The following is a 19,232-nucleotide window of genomic DNA, read 5'->3' as shown; positions in this document are numbered from 1 at the left end:
TAGGGCTAGGTCCACCTCGGCTGGGAGCCGGCACCAGTGTTCTTCGCACCTCACCTGACGAAGCTGGGTTCGCCGGTCGGACGACCGGCGACCGACCAGTCAGGAGGCCCCACGATGACCGCGAATCCGCTGTTCACGCGCTATCGCAGCAAGGCGAGTATGGCGCTGCTGGCGGCCGTGTCCCTGTGCGGCGTACTCGCCGCCTGCGACCAGGCCACCGACTCCCGGCCGGCCGCCCCCACCGGGACGACCGGTGCCGGGGCGGCCCCGGCAGGCAAGCTGACGGAACTGGCCCAGCAGGTCGTGGATGCCGGAGCCCCGGGGGTGATCGTCCGGGCCGACAACGGCAGCGGCCACCCCGTCGAGATCGCTCGGCAGGCACCCTGGTCGACGGCCGACCACACGCTGGCTCCGGCCGACCAGTTCCGGATGGGCTCCAACACCAAGACGATGATCGCCACCGTGGTCCTCCAGCTGGTCGCCGACAACCGGCTGCAGCTGAGCGACCCGGTCGAGAAGTGGCTGCCCGGGCTCGTCCCGAACGGCGGCGCCATCACCGTGCAGATGCTGCTCAACCACACCAGCGGCCTGTTCAACTACCTCCACGACCCGGACGTGCTCAAGGCGTTCACCGGCCAGGACACCCGGGCTTGGACGCCCCGGGAGGTGCTCGCGGCCGGTGTCAAGCACGACCCGCAGTTCGCACCCGGCACCGAGTACAGCTACAGCAACACCAACTACATCGCACTCGGCCTCATCGCCGAGAAAGCCACCGGGCACACCGTCGCCGGCCTGGTTCAGGAAAAGATCGCCGTCCCGCTGAAGCTGACCAACACCTACCTGGTCGAAGGCAATGGCAGCGGAACCGGACGCAGCCGTGCACTCGCGCACGGCTACGAACCCGACGCCGCGCACGTCGCCGCCGTGCTTCCCCAGGGCACCCCCGCCGGAACCGCGTTCGCGGGCGAAGCCCGACCCGGAGACTACGTCGATGCCACGGCGGTCAACACCAGCACCGAGTGGGCGGCGGGCGCCATGGTCTCCACCGCGCAGGACTGGGCCACCTTCGACAAGGCCCTGCTCTCCGGCAAGCTCCTGCCACCGGCCCTGCTCAAGGAAATGAAGACCACCCGGCCCGAAGAGGCGGATTTCCCGAACCGCCGCTACGGGCTCGGGCTGGAGCAGGTGAGCACTCCCTGCGGCACCGTCTGGGGCCACAACGGTCAGATCGCCGGCTACTCCGCCGAGGCCTACACCGACGAGACCGGCACCCGGACCGCCTCGGTCCTGACCTCCACGGTCTTCGGCCTGAAGCCGCCGAAGCCCAGCGCGGCCAACCAGAACCTGGTGAACGCGGCGGTGTGCGCGATGTTCGACAAGCCGATCCCGGCCTCGGTCCCGGCCGGCTGACCTCGGACCCGCAAACCAGCCGCGTCACCCGAATCCTTCGAGAAAGAGAGTTGTTCAGCCATGTCCACAGTGGCCAGATGGTGCTTCCGGCACCGGCTCGCCGCCATCGGAGTCTGGGCCGTGCTCCTGGTGGCGCTCGCCGGGGCGGCCGCGGCGTTCGGTACCCGCTATTCCGACGCTTTCAGCCTGCCCGGTACCGAATCCGCGAAGGCGCAGGCCCTGCTGCAGGACTCCGCGCCGCGGCAAGCCGGCGACACCGATCAGATCGTCGTGCACGTTCGCGACGGTTCGATCCGCGACGAAACCGTCCGGGCGAAGGTCGTCCCGATGCTGGACGAGGTCGCCGGGCTGCCGTCGGTCGTCTCGGTGACCGGCATGTACGGCCCTGACGGTGATGCGCAGATCAGCGAGGACGGCAAAACCGCCTACGCGACGGTGACGTTCGACGCCGCCGCCGACCGGATACCGGTCGAGGACATCACGCGGGTCGTCGACACCGCACAGGCCGCCCGTGACGCCGGCCTGCAAGTGGAGCTCGGTGGCGAGGCGATCGGCGACGCGGCCGAAGGGAGCACGCAGAGCACCGAACTGGTCGGGGTGGTGGCGGCCGGGATCATCTTGTTCGCCGCGTTCGGCTCGTTGCTGGGCATGCTCCTGCCGCTGCTGGTCGCGATCGCCGCGCTGGGCGCCGGGCTCATCACGGTGGGACTGACCTCGCACCTGATGACCATCGGGAGCATCGGCCCGACCGTGGCGGCCCTGATCGGGCTGGGGGTGGGGATCGACTACGCCTTGTTCATCGTCACCCGCCACCGCGCCGGGATGCGAGCCGGGCTGCCGCCCGAAGAGGCGGCTGTGCGCGCGCTCGACACTTCGGGGCGGGCGGTGGTGTTCGCCGGCCTCACCGTGGTGACGGCCTTGCTCGGACTCCTCGTCCTGGGGATCGGCCCGCTCACCGGCATGGGCGTCAGCGGTGCCGTCGCCGTGTCGTTCACCGTGGCCGCGTCCGTCACGCTGCTCCCGGCCCTGCTGGGACTGTTCGGGGTCAGGCTGCTGACCCGGCGCCGGCGACGGGAGATGGCCACCCAGGAGAGCGATCATCGGCAGGAACTTCCCCTCTGCATGACACAAGAGGGGAGCCATGAGAGTACACATCGGCCGTCGCTAGTCGTTCGCTGGTGCTCTCGCTACGACCGGGCCAGCCCCGCACCGTTTTCCTACGCAGCGTTGGCTACGACGGTCGGCTCCGCATAGGTGAAACTTGCGCGTCGTGGAGGCGCTTGCGGACTTCGGCGGCCTCCCTGGGATAGCCGGCGTCGTCGTAGACGGTGGCGGCTTCCTGCCAGCAGGCAATGGCGTTGCCGCTGTGCCCGAGGTGGAGCAGGCAGGTGGCGAGTAGGTCCAGCGGCTGTGCGACGGTTTGAAAGTGGTGGAGAGGTGAGCTGCGGCCGACGGCGATCGCGTCTCGGCAGAGCTGGATGGCCTTCTCGTGGTCGCCCAGCCCTTGCCAAGCGTGTGCCAGGTGCACCAGTGCGGTGGCTTCGCCGGTACGGTCCCGGACCTGCCGCCGCAGGCGCAGGCCGCGTTCGCCGTGATCGAGAGCGAGCTGGTAGTGGCCGAGGCCAGTGTGAGCGGTGCTGAGGTTGCCTTCCACCACCGCCTCCCAGCGGCCGGTGTCGATGCCTTGGCTTAGCGGTAGCGCCGCGAGAAGGTATCGCAACGCTTCGTCGTATTGGCCCTGGTGCAGGCACTGCAGCCCACGGGTGTTGAGAATCCGAACTTGAAGCCCGATGTTATCGAGGTGTTCGGCTAGGGCTGTCGCGCTATCCAGATCCTCTCGAGCTTGTTCCCATGCTTGGAGTGAGGATGCAGGCTCCTCCCTGGCGAGTAGGAGCATCGCCTCCTGGGTGCTGTTGCTGGTCCGCCGTGCGGCGGTGATCCCCAGGCCGCATGCGTCGATTCGTTCTTGCGGGCTACCCGCAGAGCTTAGGAACGCACAGGCATCGGCGAGGGGGACGGTGTGGTGGTCGAGCTGGTGGGCGGCGGCGTGCCGGAGTGCGGCCAGGATATTGGTGCGTTCGGTGGTAAGCCAGGACCAGGCCTCGTCAAGGCCTCGGATGGCGCGGGGGTGGCTGGGTTCGGGCACGATTGCCGGAAGTCGCATGGCCAGGGGATAAAGGTGATGGTCGGCGGTTCGGGTGGTATAGGTGTACCAGGTGAGCACGGATTCAAGTGCCTGGTGACGGTCACCGGGGGTGTCGTGGCGATGTGCCTGGTCGACGGCGTAGGCGCGGAGCAGGTCGTGGAAGCGGTGTCGCCCGCCCGCAGCTGGTTCGATCAGGTGCGCGCCTGCGAGCGCGGCCAGCAGAGGGCGGGTCTCGGCAGGGGATCGTTGGGCGAGCGCGGCGGCGGCGGGTAGGGACAGGTCGGGTCCGGGGTGCAGTCCGAGGCGGCGGAACAGCCGTGCTTGTTCGGCCGGGAGTCGTTGGTAGGACCAGTCGAACACGGCGCGGACCGCGGCGCGTTCGTCGCCGGCTTCGCTCAGCACGTCCAGGCGGGTCCGGTCGTCGGCCAGGTCGGCGACGACGTCGGCCACGCTCAGGTGGGGGTTGGCGGCCGCGCGGCTCGCGGCGATCCGCAACGCGAGCGGCAGCCGAGCGCACAGCCGGACCAGTTCGTCCACCGCGCTGGGCTCGGCTTCAGTGCGATCTGCGCCGAGGATGCCGGTCACCAGGGCAAGTGCTTCCGGCACGTCCAGCAGGTCGAGGGTGAGCCGCTGTGCGGCGTCGGTGATGACGAGGCCGGTCAGGCTGTCGCGGCTGGTCACCACCACCATGCACCCGGGAGTGCCGGGCAGGAGGGGGCGGATCTGTTCTGGGCTGTGGGCGTTGTCCAGCACCATCAGCACCCGTTTGCCCGCGAGGAGCGACCGCAGCAGCGCCGACTGCTCCTCGACCTCGCTGGAGATCCGGCGAGCCGCGACTCCTAGTGCACGGAGGAACCCACCCAGGGCCTCACTCGGGGTCGTGGGCGTGCCGGGGCCGTAGCCGCGCAGGTTCACATGCAGCGTGCCGTCCTGGAAACGGTGCTGGATGCGGTGTGCCCAGTGCACGGCGAGAGTGGTTTTGCCGATCCCGCCGGCGCCATCGACGGCGGTGATCACCACTGACCGGGCGACCAGCCCGTTGCACCCGGGATGCTCATCCACGTTGTCATCGGTGTCGGGCGGGATCAGTGCGTCGAGGGCGGCCAGATGCTCGGCGCGGCCGGTGAAGTCCCGCACTGCCGCCGGTAGCTGCCGCGGTATCAACCCGCCCGAGGCGGGGCTTTGATGCGTGGTGCTGCGACGGCGATCGCCTTGAACCGGGTCGGATCGGTAGGGGTGGTCGGGAAGCGTGATCCAGCCGGTGGTGTCGGCTTCCTTTATCGTCACCGGGGCCGGACGCCAGGTGGCGGGTGCAGTAGCAGGGATGTGGCGGATGACGTCGTCGAACAGCCAGTCCGACGCGATGACCGCCAGCAACCCAGGCGACTCGGCGAGGGCAGCTTTCAACGGCGGGGCATCGCACAGCCGAAACGCCCGAATGAGCGCGGTGGAAGTGATGCCGTGGGTGTCGTAGCGGACTTCTCCGGCGTGGAGCGCCAGCCGCAGCCGGATCCGCTGCGGGGCGGGGTGGGTGTCGTTGTGCACCCGTAGTTGCGTCACCAGCATCGGCAACGTTGTTTCCACGAACGTTGCCTTGTCCGCGTCGGCCGGCGCGAGCGCGACCAGCGCGTCGCCGCGCATTTCGCGGTAGCAGTCCTCCCATCTGAGGCCGGCTGCGGCGAACGCCGCCCGCATGATCGCGTCCAGCCCATCGCGCGCTGCCTGAAGATGGGGAGCGGTCCGCGCCGGGTTCCCGAACCCTTCGATGTCCGCCACCACGATCAGGTGGTGTCGTGAACCCGGCCTCAGCTCCACGATCGTCCGCCTTCCCTCCTGTGCCGTGAGAACGCGTGATCTGACCAGGGTCTCAAGAACAGGCCGCCTGAGGTAAGTGCCACAGAGGGTTGCGTGAAGCGAAGCCTCATCTTGGGTCCTGCGGCTACAGGACCTCGGCGACAAGGCCGCGTCTGTAGGCGAACGGCGTCGGTTCTCGCCGGCCCAGCCACGCAGTCGTCCGAGCTCGGATCGTGGTGCGCCGTGTCCCCACCTCGGTTTGCTGTGCCGGCCACTGATGAGTCCGCCCGCCGAGGTATGCCATCTGTATAACGACGTATATGAAACACCGGAAATCATTGAACATGTGTTCTATGTTGCTAAGTTGCTGTCACGGCTTGACCGGCAAGTGCAAAGAGGAAGGGTGGGGTAATGGTGCCCGAGCGAGTCGGCGTTCGTGCTTGGCGGGTGGGTGACAGCGATCTCGCCGGGGAGGTCGGATGCCACGACTTGGCCCGGTTTGAACTCCATGTCCTGGACGAGGTGATCGTCGGTGCGCCGGATGGGACGCCGGATCCCGATGCCGGTTGATCTGCCGGAATCGGCATCCTGATCGAGTTTCAACATGACCGTGACGATGGCGGTGCCTGCCGTCGTCGTCCGAGGTGAGGCGGCTTGCCGGCCTCTGTTGCCTGGCTCCGGCGTCCCGAACCGAAAAAGTTAGCGCCTCAGTCACCAAAAGGGCTCGATGGGAGCGATATAGGTGGTGTAGGTGTCCGCCTGGCCTGAAGGAGACGCGAGATGGCCGATGACAACGAGCAGGCCCAAGCTGACGAGTGGGCGGTCGTCCGACGTCCGGGAATCGTGCGCTTGGCCGACACGGCGATTCGGGCCGGCTGCGCATCCGCTCGTGCTCGGCACCGAAGCGAAACGATGATCGGACTTGCGGCGACCGCGGGGGCCTGGGGCGTCGACGCGGAGGTCGAGTCCGAGGAGTCCGATGGGACGCGCTGGTCGATCCGCTTGGCCGTCAAGGACCGGGCTCGGTGACCGATGCTGCCACCTCGTCAAAACCAGGAGGCGAAGGGTGGGATTGGGAGGACCCGCTCGAATACTTCTTGAAACACCATGACGAGGTACTCAATAAACTGTATTCGTTCTTGTCGAGGCGCATCTCGAACGTGCATGATGTCAGGCCTGTCTTCTGGCAGGTATTGGAGTCGTTCGCTACCTATCTCGACCGATCGGATTGCTTGCCTGAAGACCGATCTCTTATTATTTTTGGCATTGCCAACAAGAAGGTTCTTGACTACTGGAGGCAAGAGGGGCGTCGTAGGAACGAGGTGCTCACTGCGCCGTCGGAGCTCTGCTTGCTCGACGAGTACCTGGCTGATCCGTTCGTGGCCGCAGAGATGCGGATTGATCTCATGCGCGCCTTGCGGAGTCTTGACCTTCGGGAGCGCGCGGCTCTGGTGTTGTGCTACGTTGACCAGCTCAGCCAAGATGCCGCTGCGCATGTCCTCGGTGTGACCCGCAACCAGTTGCGCTGGGCGCTGCTCTCGGCGAAAAAGCAGCTTTGTGCTGATGGTGCGCTGGACGGATACTTAGAGGAACCTTCGCGGGAAATTTTACAAGAGCCGCGAAAATCTGATCCTTCAGAGGGGGTCGAATGACCAGCGAGGAGAATTTCCGTCGGCTCTTTGAAGCGCGTCCGGTCCCGCAGCGTCCCGCAGACCTGCGCCCGACCGCAGAAGACCTTCGGGCGCGAATTGCTGCGCGGACGCCACAGGAAATCCGTGCTCTCGTCGGTGAAGTCGAAGGAGTTCGCCGCGGCACCGAAGCCTTGGAATCACTGGCTGGGCGGATGGCACCCGCTGATATCCCCAGGCACCGCGCTATCGTGGCGGTCGACATCGAGGGATCGACCAAACACACAAACTCGGTGCGCGCCCTGCTCCGGAACGTCCTCTTCCAGCTGCTCGACGAAGCCTTCGCCGCCGGTGGGATCGGCCGGAAGCACCGCGAACCCTTCGTCGACCGCGGTGACGGCGCGCTGTGTTTCGTGCGGCCCTTCGACCAGGTGCCCAAGACGCTGCTGCTCGCTACCGTCGTCCCGGCGCTTAGCGATCTGCTGGACAAGCACGCCCGCAACGCCCCCGATCTCGCCTTCCGCCTGCGCGTCGCCGTGCACGCCGGGGAGGTGCACCGGGACAGCCGGGGACCGTACGGCGAAGACGTCGACATCGCCTGCCGCCTTGTTGACGCCCCCGAGCTGAAGCGGCTCCTGAGGGAAACCGCCGGGCCGCTCGCGCTCGCCGTGTCCCAGGAGATCCACCACGCGGTTGTGCGGCACGGTTATCCCGGGATCGATCGTAAAGCTTTCAACCAGACCCTCCATTTCAAACTCGGCGAAGAGCGGCGCCACGGCTGGCTCTACTCGCCCGAAGTGGTCGGTCGCGCAGAAGGAAACACTGCTTAACCTGTCTGATAACGGCAGCCGCGCGGCAGGGTCGTGCGGCCTTGTGAGGTGGTCCTCGCTCGGTCGCTGACTCTGGCTGCTCGGTATTGGCCGGTGTGGTGGCCGTGGGCGCGATGCCGACGGCCACGCCGGGAGTGGCGTTCGCGGCGGACGATCGTTACCGCGCCGTGGGAGGGAAGGGGCGCGCTACGGGTAAACATCCCTTTGGGGCTCCGGCCGCGAAGTGGTGCTCGAGCCGATCGACGCAATCGCCGCTGGCGGGGACGGGATCCACTGCTCGACCCACGACGTTTTCGGATCGTCCCAGTGCGACTGCCGGGAGCGGCTGGACGCCTCCCCGGCCGAGATCGCCGGGGGAAGGGTCGTCGTGTACCTGCGCTCGCCCAGCACCGAACCGGCGCTGGACGCGGGCGCGGTCGCGGCGATCAGCCGCGACTTGGGCGGTCGCTGGCTGGGAGCGAGTGGCGCAGGTCAGACAGGCCGGCGAAGCGTGGGCCCGACCTTGCGCTGAACGGTCACGGCTCCTTCTCAGCTGCACCGGCGCCGTGGTGTTGCTGCTTCCGGACTCGAGCCAACCCGGAAGGTCACCATGGCGATGTGGGCTGTGGCCGCGATCATGTAGAGGTCGCCTGGGAAGTCCCCGGGGACGCGACGATATTGACCGGAGCCGGGCAGCAGCCGAGGCCAAGCGTAGGTGTGCGCGGCACCGCTATAGGTGTTCCAGAGCCAGACGACGTGCTCGCGCAGAAGTTCGGCGTGCCCGTACCGGTACTCCGGCGTCGAAGCCAGCGCGGTCCCGATCAGTTCGGCGGCGACGTCCACGACGGCCCGCCGCCTGCGGTCCCGCGCGGCTGGCAGAGGCTTGAGAGCTGTCTCCTGGGTGACCAGCAGGCGGGCGTTCTGGAGCCGGGTTCCTCGACAGTCGATGCCGGCGGAGGTTTGTGGGGTCGCGGCGTAGTGGTGCGTCCGGAGGGCCGCCGGGAGCCGCAACCGCGCGTCATCATGGAGGCCGGTCAGGCGAGGCAGATGCCGCCGACCTCACGGTGCGTGCCATCGCGATGCTGCCGTGGTACCTCGACGAGCACGGGTTCGAGATCACGCGGGAGGTGCGGCGGCTTGAGGCCGTGCTGTCGGGGATGAAGCTGGGTACCGTGCTGGCCTTGCTGTCGAGCCGGCGTGGCGGCTCCGTCGGCTCCTTGGAGTGGATTCGGCCGGCAGGGTCGAGTGTTCGCCAGTCGGGCCGGGCTGCCCGCTATGACGGTGTCTTAAGGGCGCCCGACGGCGAGGCCGCGGCGCGCGCGTCGGTACGTGTGATTCTGCCCGCCGGTCGGGAACGGCTCGTGCGGGTGTTCGCGGAGTTCCAGGTCAACCTCGAGACTTGGTAGGACGTGTTGGCCCCGGCAACGACTACTGCGGATTTCCGGATCACGGCCGCTGAGGTTGTCGAGTTGTGGCGGGTCACCTGGGAGGCTGCGACGGTGGCGGTGCCGGGTGCGTTGGTGGATGATCCGGTCGCGGTTTCATTGATGGCTCCGCCGATGGTCGAGCTGCAAGTCAAGGTGGGCGCCCCCCGGGGAGTACCGCCGCGTCGAGCTGCTCAAGCTTGTGACGTTGCCGAAGATGGTCGACCTGTCGGCTTTCGGCACGTCCACGGATACGCTCATCCAGGAGGGCGCGCTCACAGTTGTTGCCCCTATCGGCATCGACTCCAAGAGCCGACGCAAACTGGTCGTCGAGGCACTTACCCGTCGGGCTCGGGAGTGGGGGTACGCCGACGCCGACGAGTCCGATCTCGGCCAGGTGCGGTAGCCGAGCAGCGATGCACGGGCGGTGGGTTGCCGGATTCGGTTCCTAGAGCGCGCGTCCTTTGGGGCGCGCTGAGGCAGCATCGCCTAATTGAGCTGCAGGTCAGTGACGAACTTGAGGGTGGGGTTATAGATCAAATCGGTCCTCCGACTGGGACTGAAGCCCACCAGGGCAGGGGAGTACCGGTTGCCGTACTTGTATCGAGTCGGTGCAAGCCTCAACAGGCTTTGCGAACACGCTGCTGACGAGGTCGATCCAGCGAGACTGCCGACTCGCTGATTTCGCGCGCCGCTCAGCAGCCGATCTCCATGGCGGTCGGGGCGTGACCGGGGACGCCGACCCCGTCGATGTAGGTGATGGTGGCTCGCCCGGACGCGTATTCGGCGGGGGTGGCCTCGTCGAGGCTGAAGGCGATGGCGCCACCTGGGCCGTCGACGACGACGCCGTTGGTGCCTTGCCCGAAGTCGAGGTCGAGGTGTTCGTGGATCTGGTGGCCGCGGAATGCGGTGCGCAGCTGGGCTAGCGTGGACCCTGCGTGGATGCTGCCGATCTCGGTGGAGAGCTTCGTTCCGGAAGCGCCGGCTCTGATGGCCAGCACACGCCCGTTCGGGTCGACGCTGTAAGTCAGCGGCTGGCCGGGTTTCTGGTAGCTGACGCACGCGGGGTTGGTGGTCTCGTAGAGGTTGCCGTGGTCGGTGTAGCCACGGGCCCGCAGGTCCGCTGCCGTGGTGGCCAGGCTCAGGTCGCCGATCCCGTCGAAGCGGACCGTGCCGCCGCTGCGACGCTGGACAGTCGCCTGGGGTTTCTGCTGCTTGATCCCGCCGACCTGCTCGGCGAGGGTGCCGGCCAGCGGGTAGAGGATGCTTTCCACGGTCTCGGGGAGGACCTTGACGGTGCCGAGGAGCTCGACCAGGGCGCCGTGCAGGTTGAGCTGCTTGAGCAGGTCGCTGAGGCAGGCATGGACGACGTCCGCGGTCGCCCGGACGCCGGTCGCGGTGAACAGCTCGGTCGGTGGGGTGGTGTGGGCTTGTTTGACGACGCAGTCGATCAGGCTGAACGCCTGGCCGACCCATGCCGAGGGTTTTCCGGCCTCGCCTTTGGTGAGGGTTCCCTTGATCGCCGCCTCGGCCGCCGACTTGATCGCCGGTTTGAGGGTGGCTTGTTCGGGGGCGATGACCATGAGGAACGCCAGTGCCATGTCGAAGCCGACCGCGTCGCTGTCGATGTCCATCGTCGTGGTCGCCGTCTTCTTGAGCTCGGGGGTGGCGGTCACCGTTCCGAGGGCAGCACCACCGAGCACGGCGCGGTTCTGCAGTGCCCAGTAGGCGTTGCGGACGAGGTTGACGAGGTCTTCGCCGTTGTTCCAGACGTCGCCGAGCCGCAGGGTGAGGCCGGCGGGCAGTTTGTCCAGGCGCAGCGGGAAGGCGTAGCCGTTGCGCAGTCTCACTGTCGTGTCGCGGTCGGTTCCGGTCTGGGCGCAGGCGGTCAGCCGGTTGAGCAGGCCTTTTGTGGTGACGGTGACGTCTGTGGCGGCCGGTTTGCAGGCGAGGTCGGGTGCGATGCCGAAGAGGTCCTTCACGAGTGTTCGTGTGAGCTCTGTCAGTAGCTGGGTGACCCACTTCGCGAAGGTGACGCTGCTGTCAATGACCGTGCGGATGGCCTTGCCGGCCACGTTGACCAGGGCCTTCGTCGGGTTGAGGACGACCGCGCTGAAGAGTGAGAAGTGCGGGGCGACGCCGCTGACGGTGTGTCGGATCGGGTCGGCCTTCGCACTGAGGATCGGAACCCAGCTGTCGAGTTGGCGGTCGAAGACGGCGAGGCCGACCTGGTCGGCGGTGAGCCCGGCCGGGATCAGGGCCGGGTCGTAGGTGAGGGTCACGGTGGAGCGGCCCGGGGCGAGGGATCCGTTTGTGACCTGGAGGTCCACCGGGGTGCCTGCGGCGGTGGCTCCGCGCAGGGTGGAGTTCAGTCCCGGTGTCTCGGCCGGAGCCGGGATGAAGTCGACAGTCGTTCCCGGGGTCATTGCCCCTGCCGGGACGTCGATCGAGGACGTTCCGTCCGTCGAAGTGAACGCCGGTGCTTGCGTGGCCGGGTCGGCCGCTGCCGTGGCTGAGCTGTCACCGGTGAGCGCGCGGATCCCGAACCACGCGCCCACGGCGATCACGACGAGGGCGGTCACCGTGAGGAGCACGGTTCGCTTCGCCGGACGCCACATGGGAAACCTTCCGTGCCGACCTGGTGTGTGTTGTGTGCCGAGTCGGCGGGGGACACCGTCGCGTTACGTCACCCGGATCCCCGCGGCGTCGTAACGCCCGAGGACGCCCGGGAGACAGTCGGGGAGATCGGACGGACACCCCCAGTGCGTTCAGGACAAGGGAAGGTGGAGGAGGACCTGTGGTGGCACCACCGGAAACCGCGCGTCGTCGTCGCCTCGTGGTGGTGTTGGTGCTGGTCGCAGCGCTGGTGGCCGGGGGAGTGACGGCCTGGCTGCTCAGCGGCGGGTCACTGCCGGGTGGTTCTACCGCGACCGCGGGCGAGGCGTTCCGTGACCTCGGCAGCGGGGTGAGTGTCGCCGACGGCGCACCGGAAACGCTGACAGCGGTCCCCGACAACCACGTCGCGAAGCCGCCCTTCGTGGAAACCGAATCGCTGGGCGGGGTCGTGCACATCACCCCGGACGGGGAGCTTTCCCAGCCGGTCACGCTGCGGTTCGCGCTGAACCGGCCGGTCGACGCGGCCGACGTGGTCATCGCAGTCAACCGGACGGGCGCGGCCGACGGCTGGGAGCTCGTCACGCCGTCCAAAGTGGAAGGTGGGTTCGCCTTCGTCACGACGAACCACCTGTCGTGGTGGGATCCTCTGTTTCGGAGCTTCGGCAACCTGGTGGATGCGGCCAAGGCCGAGCTGAAGAAGAGCTTCAACTCGTTGACCGGTGACGCGTTCGCCGATGCCGAGAAACCGCAGTGCCCGGGCGAGCAGGACGCCCGCAACCAGGGCTATTCGATCGGTTCGAAGGGCAGCGACCCGCTGTACTGGTGCCTCGGGATCGAGGGCGGTAAACCGACGGTGCGGATCGTCGACAAGCGTCGGTATCCCATCGTGGTGAACCACGCGGGGATCACCGTGGCGCAGCGGCCGAAGGACCGGTTCGGCGTCGAGTGGCTGGCCCAGCAGTCGTTCAGCGACAAACGCACGGTCCTGATGCCCTTCGACCAGGCGGCGCTGAGCTACCAGCTCGCGAAAGGTCAGAGCGTCGGCTTCACGACGGAGTACGACGGGTTCGCCGAGTCGTTGTACCAGCTCGAATTCGGCGTGACGGCGCTGATCAACATCCTGACCCGGTTCGGGGCGGGCGCGGGCACCATCAGCAACGGTGCGATCAAGATCGACCGGATCGCCGAAGTCGCCGGGAAGTTCCTTCACGTGAAGGAGTGCGCCGGCGCGCTGAACCGGAGCTCACCGGACGTCGGTGCCATCCTCGCCGGCTGCTTCGACCCGGCCACCCTCGGGGACGTGTTCGGCTGGAAAGGTGTGCTCCTCGGTGCGGTTCTGGTGGTCGGACCGGCGGCAGAGTTCTTCCGCAGCCAATTCGAAACGCTGAGCGATCTGCTGCAGGGCCGTGACCGCGAGACGGTGACCGTAACCTATCAGCCCAAGCCGGCGATCCCCTTCGCCGGGCACTGGGCGGTGCACGGGCTCACCATGGACATCAAGAAGGACGGCACAGGCAGCATCCAGTGGAATGCTGGCCCGTGCGATTCCGCGACTTCCAGCGTGAGCCGGATGTGCAGCGGCAACGCGACGGTCAAGTTCACCTCGACCGGCGTCGAGCAGTCGACCGGCACCTACACGAAGGTCTGGTACACCGACAGCGGCGGCAACACGGTCACGAATTACGCTTATGCCGGCTCGGACTTCCAGGTCGGCCAGCGCTTCACGTTGAAGCGTAACGACGAGCACACCCTCGTCGCCTCCGGCGGCTCGGCTGACGATCCGGACGGGCCGGGAAACCCGTATCTCTGCGACGCCTACGCCATTCAGCACAACGTAGGTGGCGAGAAGTACGACATCTGCGGGGCGTAGGTGTTCACCGGGAAAGCTCTAGTCCCGCTCGGTGAACAGGTCGTAAGTCTCGAAGCCGTACCGGGCCACCGCTGCTGCCCACGCCTGATAGGTCGTCATCTCTCCGTGTACCTCGGTCCCCGCACGGCGAAGGGTCTCGACCCATCCGTACAGGCGGTAGCTCTTCTGGTCACCTTCGAGCTCCTCGGCGATGTCGCGGTCCGACGACGACGTGGAAAGCCGGACGAGCAGGGAGCGCGCGCGGTGGGGGTCGCCGACCAGCGTCGCGAGTAGCAGGGCGGCAGCCTGGTATTCGGCGTCGCCCAAGAATTTCTCGAGCCGCTCCTCCGGGACGGACAGCCGCACCAGCCGGTAGAGGTTCGCGAGCTTCTTCACCGCACGCGGCGTCGGGAGCAGCACCGCGACCTCGGCGAGGAAGTCCTGCTCGAAGCGCCCGATGGACAGTCCTTCGCCGGCGAGATCGCTGGCGAGCGGGGCGGCGTTCGGCAGAGGCAGTTCGGGTGTCGCGTCCACCGTGTCGTGGCGGACGAACGCCGGCGCCCGGTCCGGGGCTTCCCGGACATCCGACGTCGACGCCGGAGAGATCTCTTTCTCTGGCAGGGTTTTTGGCTCGGCTTCGTCCGTGACCGGCAGCATCGAGCGCAGGTAGCCGGCCGCACGGAGGCCCATCGGCCGCAGGGCGAACGGGATGTGGAAGATCTTGTCCAGGTAGTCGAGCGGCGTGACCCGATCGGCGAGGAGCCCGCCGTGGTGCTCGTTCAACGCGTTGAACAGCCACCTCGGGTCGACCGCCACGACGACCATGAACAGGTCCATGGTGAGCAGGAGATTGACCGCCTGGAGCACGTCGACGACCCGGCCGGGCCGGCAGCGGTCGAGGTCGTCCACGTAGAGCACGACACGCTGCAACGGCGGCCTGCCCGCCTCGCCGCCCTCGCGCCACTTGCCACGGGTCTTCGCGAGATCATCGCTCAACCGGCGCAGGTCGTGGTGAATGCGCCCGGTCAGGCCGCGGAAGTCGGCGTAGCGCTCAGCTGTGCTGATCTCGGCGAGCAACCGATGGAGGCGATGTGCCGGATCGACGCGGGCCAGGGCGTCGTCCGCCTTCTCGATGGCGGTGTCGAGCTCCTGCTTGCGGCGCAGTAGCTGCTTGCGCACGTTCTCTGTGGACTCGGCAAGCCTGCGCCACGCCGTGACGACGGGCGTAAGCACTCCGGCTGCCCCGGCGACCGCCGCACCGATCCAGGTCAGCTGTGACTGTCCGAACCGGACGCCGAGGAGCACGCCGCCGACGCCGGCGACGGCGATGAGCGCCACCAGCCAGCCGCGCGGGCTACGCAGCTCTTGCCACGTGCTTCGCAGCGCGGCTCGGGCGACCCGCGCGCTGCGCAGAGGCGCCCGAAGCGCGGCGAACCAGCCACGGTCGGCGCCGATCCGGTCGATCGTGCCGAGGTCGGCGGCGAGCCGTTCGCGATCCGCTTTCCGCGTCGACAGCTTCGCCTTGAGCTGGGCGACCTCGTTCGCCGTCGCCTCGAGCTCTGCGGCCTTGTCCGGAGTCGGCGCCGGTTCGTCCTTGGCCAGCTCGCGGAACATGTGCTCGACGAGCCCGACCCACAGGTGGTCGTCGCTGTAGTGCCAGGCGTTGAACGTCACCTGCTTCACGTTCGAGACGTACGCGCTGCCAGGCCGGGCGCGGGCCTTGCTCGCTGTGTCCTCCAGCCAGGCCCGCAGCTGACACATGAACGTGGACTTGCCCGTGCCCCAGTCGCCCAGGAGCGCGACCGACAGCGGCGGCTGGACCGCCACCGCGGCGAGCATGGCGCCGACGCGGCGGACGTCCTCCGCGATGTCGAGCCGGTCGACGCTGCTCTCGAGATCGCTCTGGACGTCGGGGAGCGTCTCGACGACGACGACGGCCGGCTCGGTTTCTGCGGGCAGCTGGGTGCCGGAGGAGAGGTCCCACTTGCGGACCGTGCCGTCCGCCGAGCCCGACAGCAGCACGGTGCCGGCGTCGTCGAGGAACGCCAGCGAAGTGATCGTGCCGTCGTGGCCACGAAGCGGTTCACCTGCGGACGCTCCGGTTTCGGCATCCCACTGCCACACGAGGCGGTCGGTGCCGCCGCTGTAGATTCGCCGCCCGTCCGGGCTGAACCGCACGACGGTCACCGAGCCCTTGTGACGTTCCTCCGACGTCAAGTCGTGCTCGCCGGTGTCGGCGTCCCATACGCGCACCCTGCCGTCGTCGCCGCCGCTGACGAGCCGCCGCCCGGCGCCGTCCACCGAGACCGTCAGCGCTGCTCGCGGGTGGGCCGAGATCGGCTCGCCCAGGCGGCTTCCGGTGTCCGCGTCCCAGCGGATGAGGCGGCCGTCGTCGCTGCACGCCGCGACGATTTGTTTCCGTCGGGCGTCACGACGACCGAGTTGATCACGCCGCGGTGGCGCTTGAGCGGAGGACCGATCTGGTCGCCGCTGTCGCGGTCCCAGCGGCGGACTGTGCCGTCGGCGCCCGCGCTGACGATCCGGCGGCCGTCCGGCGTGAACGCAACCGCGCGCACACCGCCCTCGTGCCCGGTGATCGACTGACCGGCGGGGTCACCCGCGACGGCGCTCCACCGGACGATCTGGCCGTCTTCGCCGACCCGGACGAGCAGTTCGCCATCCGGCGAGACCGCGAGTGCGTTGACCCAGCCGTCGGGGGAACGCAGCCGTCCGAGTGCCCGGCCGGTCCGGCCGTCCCAGCGGCGCACAGACCCGTCGATGCTCGCGCTGAAGACCGTGCCGGTCCCGTGGTGCACGGCGAGGGCGTTGACCGCGACGGCCGGTCCCTCGAAGAACTCGCCGGTGCTGATGCCGCCGGGGAGCGACAGGACGCCGATCGTGCCGTCGTTGCTGCAGCTGACGACCCGCTCGCCACCTGCGCTGACCTGGACGGAGCGAACCCAGTCGGTGTGCCCGGACAGCGCGCCGATCGCCGTTCCGTCGGCGAAATCCCAGGTGCGGACAGAGCCGTCACTGCCTCCGCTGACGATCCGCTTGCCGTCTGGCGTCACGGCCACGGTGAACACGGTGCCGTCGTGGCCGAGCAAGGGGTCGCCGATCGCCCGTCCGGTGCGGAGGTCCCAGCGGCGGAGGGTGCCGTCGCTGCCGCCGCTGACGAGCCCGGTCCCGTCCGGGGTCAGGGCCAGCGCCTGCACCCACCCGTCGTGGCCGGCCAGGTCGGGCCGGTCGCCGGTGCGGCGGATGACGCTGTCCGTGCCACTGAGGACGAGCTCGGCGCCGTCCGGCGACATCGCCACGGCCCGTACCGACTGCTGGGTCCGGATGATCGTGATGGCGTTGCCGGTGCGGAGATCCCATTCGCAGAGCGTCCCGTCGTCGCCGCCGCTGATGACTCGGGTGCCGTCTGAGCTGACCGCGAGGGTCCAGATCAGGCCGACGTGGCTGGATGCCTCGCGGATCAGCTTGCCGGTGTCGACGTCCCACAGGCGGACGACGCCGTCGCCCCCGCCGCTGACGATCTGCCGGCCGTCCGGTGTGACGGCCACTGCGAGCACCCAGCGCGAGTCCGCCGCGATGGGTGTCCCCAGCTCCCGCCGTTCGAGCAGGTCCCAGCGCCGGAGGGAACCGTCGCCGCCGCCGGTGACGATCCAGCCGTTCGCCGGGGCCATCGCCATCGCGAAGAACGGCCAGAAGTGCCGCGCGAACGGCTTGCTGTCCACCACGTGCAGGTAGTCGCGGCCGTCACCCGGAACGTGACAGTGTGCGGTGGAAAAGTGGCGTTTCGACGGCGGTCGCCGTCGGCGCACCGGCGGTCGCGCGAGCGACACGGCTCCGGCTGGCGGCTCGATGAAGTTCTACCTGGCCGCGGAGCCGACGCTCACCTGCCCGTAACAGGGGCTCCTCGGCACCGGGCCGGTCGCCCGGTGCCGAGGCCTCAACCGCCGGCGAACAGCTTGCCGATACGCGTGATCCCCTCGATCAGATCCTCGTCACCCAAGGCGTAGGACAGCCGAAGGTAGCCCGGCGTGCCGAAAGCCTCGCCAGGTACGACGGCCACTTCCGCTTCGTCGAGCAGTACGGATGCCAGCTCGGCCGTCGTCTCCGGACGTCTGTCGCCGATCCGCCTGCCCAGTACGTCGTTCGCCGACGCGTAGACGTAGAACGCGCCCTCCGGAGTGAGGCAGCGGATGCCGTCGATCTCGTCGAGCAGGCGGACCATCGTGCGGCGGCGGCGATCGAAAGCCGCTCGCATGCGTTCGATCTCGCCGGTGCCGCCCGACAAGGCCGCGATCGCGGCGACCTGCGCGACGTTCCCCACGTTCGACGAGACGTGGGACTGCAACCTCGTCATGGCCGCGGTGACGTCGGGCGGGGCCAGCGCCCAGCCGACCCGCCAGCCGGTCATCGCGTAGGCCTTGGCCACTCCGTTGACGACGACGCATCGGTCGCGGGCTTCGGGCACCACGACGGGCAGCGAGTGGAACGTCGCCGTTCCGTAGACCAGGTGCTCGTAGATCTCGTCGGTGAGGATCCACAGGTCGTTCGCCGCCGCCCAGTGGCCGATCGCCTCGATCTGCGCGCGGGTGTACACCGTGCCCGTCGGGTTGGCCGGGGAACAGAAGACCAGCATGGTGGTCTTCGCCGTCCGGGCCGCCTCCAGCCGGTCGACGGTGACGCGCAGGCCGTCGCGTTCGTCGCCGGGGACCGCGATCGGTGTCCCGCCCGCGAGGGCGATCGCGGCCGGGTACGTCGGCCAGTACGGCGCCGGCACCAGCACTTCGTCGCCCGGATTCACCAGAGCGGCGAACGCCTGGTAGATCGCCTGTTTCCCGCCGTTGGTGACCAGCACCTGGCCGGCGTCGACGTCGAGACCGGTGTCGCGGCGCGTCTTGGCCGCGATCGCCGCTTTCAGCTCCGGCAGCCCGCCGGTGGGGGAGTACCGGTGGTAGCGGGGCTCACGGCACGCCGCTGCGGCGGCCTCGACGATGTACGCCGGAGTCGGGAAATCCGGCTCACCGGAGGCGAATCCGATGACCGGCCGCCCGGCCCGGACCAGCTCTTTGGCCCTGGCGTCGACGGCCAGCGTGGCGGATTCCTCGATTCCCGTTACACGGGCGGAAATTCGCATCAGCCGGCCACGTAGTTGCTCAGCTCGATGAGGTTCCCGTCCGGGTCGCGGACGTAGACGCTCGTGATCGGCCCGAGCGCGCCGGCGCGCTCGACCGGCCCGTCCTCGACCTCGAGACCGGCCGCGCGCAGGTGCTCGGCCACTCCTTCGACGGGGTCCTTCACGATGAAGCACAGGTGTTCCGTGCCGGGCCCGGGGTTCGCGGCGGTCGGCTGGATCTCCTTGCCCGCCTCGTGCAGGTTGATCTTGCTGTGGCCGAAGCGCAGCGCCTTGCGGTTGGCGACGAGGCTGCTGAAGGTCACCACTTCCATGCCGAGGACGCGGCCGTAGAAGTCGACCGTCGCGTCGAGGTCGGCGACGGTGAGCACGGTGTGGTCGAGACGTTCGTAGTGCACGGGTTCCTCCCG

Annotated in this window: 15 protein-coding genes; 8 read left to right on the top strand and 7 right to left on the bottom strand. The window is 68.4% G+C overall.

The features are described 5' to 3' along the window. Positions 1 to 114 precede the first annotated feature (114 nt). Positions 115 to 1,410, top strand: a complete 1,296-nt coding sequence (locus ACZ7PG_RS30355; protein WP_470242540.1) for a serine hydrolase domain-containing protein — start codon at positions 115 to 117, stop codon at positions 1,408 to 1,410. A gap of 60 nt (positions 1,411 to 1,470) precedes the next feature. After that, a complete protein-coding gene (locus ACZ7PG_RS30350) occupies positions 1,471 to 2,664 on the top strand; it encodes an MMPL family transporter (RefSeq protein ID WP_470242539.1) in 1,194 nt (397 codons plus the stop codon). Here the strand turns inward: ACZ7PG_RS30350 and ACZ7PG_RS30345 are convergent. Continuing rightward, positions 2,642 to 5,371, bottom strand: coding sequence for an ATP-binding protein (locus tag ACZ7PG_RS30345; RefSeq protein WP_470242538.1), 2,730 nt, complete (start codon positions 5,369 to 5,371; stop codon positions 2,642 to 2,644). The two genes, ACZ7PG_RS30350 and ACZ7PG_RS30345, sit on opposite strands and share 23 nt — an antisense overlap. Positions 5,372 to 6,375: 1,004 nt before the next feature. Between ACZ7PG_RS30345 and ACZ7PG_RS30340 the strand changes: the two genes are divergently transcribed. The 3 genes from ACZ7PG_RS30340 (at position 6,376) to ACZ7PG_RS30330 (ending at position 8,319) form a co-directional block, all read left to right on the top strand. Further along, positions 6,376 to 7,002 carry an RNA polymerase sigma factor gene (locus ACZ7PG_RS30340; protein WP_470242537.1) on the top strand — a complete coding sequence of 209 codons (627 nt, stop codon included), beginning with the start codon at positions 6,376 to 6,378 and terminating at the stop codon, positions 7,000 to 7,002. After that, positions 6,999 to 7,808 carry a nucleotidyl cyclase domain-containing protein gene (locus ACZ7PG_RS30335; RefSeq protein WP_470242536.1) on the top strand — a complete coding sequence of 270 codons (810 nt, stop codon included), beginning with the start codon at positions 6,999 to 7,001 and terminating at the stop codon, positions 7,806 to 7,808. Before ACZ7PG_RS30340 ends, ACZ7PG_RS30335 begins: the two co-directional genes overlap by 4 nt. Before the next feature lie 223 nt (positions 7,809 to 8,031). Then, positions 8,032 to 8,319: a hypothetical protein gene (locus tag ACZ7PG_RS30330; protein ID WP_470242535.1), complete on the top strand. Its 288-nt coding sequence runs from the start codon at positions 8,032 to 8,034 to the stop codon at positions 8,317 to 8,319. Positions 8,320 to 8,336: 17 nt separating this feature from the next. Here the strand turns inward: ACZ7PG_RS30330 and ACZ7PG_RS30325 are convergent, their stop codons facing one another. Then, complete coding sequence (locus ACZ7PG_RS30325) at positions 8,337 to 8,630, bottom strand: hypothetical protein (protein ID WP_470242534.1); 294 nt, start codon at positions 8,628 to 8,630, stop codon at positions 8,337 to 8,339. 221 nt (positions 8,631 to 8,851) lie between these two features. Here ACZ7PG_RS30325 and ACZ7PG_RS30320 point away from each other — a divergent pair, with 221 nt between their 5' ends. Continuing rightward, positions 8,852 to 9,193, top strand: coding sequence for a hypothetical protein (locus ACZ7PG_RS30320; RefSeq protein WP_470242533.1), 342 nt, complete (start codon positions 8,852 to 8,854; stop codon positions 9,191 to 9,193). Positions 9,194 to 9,428: 235 nt separating this feature from the next. Next, positions 9,429 to 9,617: a hypothetical protein gene (locus ACZ7PG_RS30315; RefSeq protein WP_470242532.1), complete on the top strand. Its 189-nt coding sequence runs from the start codon at positions 9,429 to 9,431 to the stop codon at positions 9,615 to 9,617. A 289-nt stretch (positions 9,618 to 9,906) separates the two neighbouring features. Here the strand turns inward: ACZ7PG_RS30315 and ACZ7PG_RS30310 are convergent, their stop codons facing one another. Next, complete coding sequence (locus ACZ7PG_RS30310; protein WP_470242531.1) at positions 9,907 to 11,805, bottom strand: hypothetical protein; 1,899 nt, start codon at positions 11,803 to 11,805, stop codon at positions 9,907 to 9,909. Positions 11,806 to 12,011: 206 nt separating this feature from the next. Here ACZ7PG_RS30310 and ACZ7PG_RS30305 point away from each other — a divergent pair, with 206 nt between their 5' ends. After that, positions 12,012 to 13,697: a hypothetical protein gene (locus ACZ7PG_RS30305; protein ID WP_470242530.1), complete on the top strand. Its 1,686-nt coding sequence runs from the start codon at positions 12,012 to 12,014 to the stop codon at positions 13,695 to 13,697. A gap of 18 nt (positions 13,698 to 13,715) precedes the next feature. On the opposite strand, the gene ACZ7PG_RS30300 is transcribed toward ACZ7PG_RS30305, so the two are convergent. From ACZ7PG_RS30300 to ACZ7PG_RS30285, 4 genes are all read right to left on the bottom strand, one after another. Then, positions 13,716 to 15,977: a P-loop NTPase fold protein gene (locus tag ACZ7PG_RS30300; protein WP_470242529.1), complete on the bottom strand. Its 2,262-nt coding sequence runs from the start codon at positions 15,975 to 15,977 to the stop codon at positions 13,716 to 13,718. A gap of 8 nt (positions 15,978 to 15,985) precedes the next feature. Continuing rightward, on the bottom strand, positions 15,986 to 17,416 hold the full coding sequence (locus ACZ7PG_RS30295; RefSeq protein ID WP_470242528.1) for a WD40 repeat domain-containing protein: 1,431 nt from the start codon (positions 17,414 to 17,416) through the stop codon (positions 15,986 to 15,988). Between the two features lie 215 nt (positions 17,417 to 17,631). Further along, positions 17,632 to 18,825: a pyridoxal phosphate-dependent aminotransferase gene (locus tag ACZ7PG_RS30290; protein WP_470242527.1), complete on the bottom strand. Its 1,194-nt coding sequence runs from the start codon at positions 18,823 to 18,825 to the stop codon at positions 17,632 to 17,634. Beyond that, the gene (locus ACZ7PG_RS30285) at positions 18,825 to 19,220 is read right to left on the bottom strand and encodes a VOC family protein (RefSeq protein WP_470242526.1); all 396 of its coding nucleotides are present in this window, start codon (positions 19,218 to 19,220) and stop codon (positions 18,825 to 18,827) included. Before ACZ7PG_RS30285 ends, ACZ7PG_RS30290 begins: the two co-directional genes overlap by 1 nt. Positions 19,221 to 19,232 lie beyond the last annotated feature (12 nt).

It is taken from the genome of Amycolatopsis sp. NPDC114504 (genome assembly GCF_055633595.1).
The sequence above is the reverse complement of the archived record's forward strand: the minus strand, read 5'-3'. Positions and strand labels throughout refer to the sequence as shown.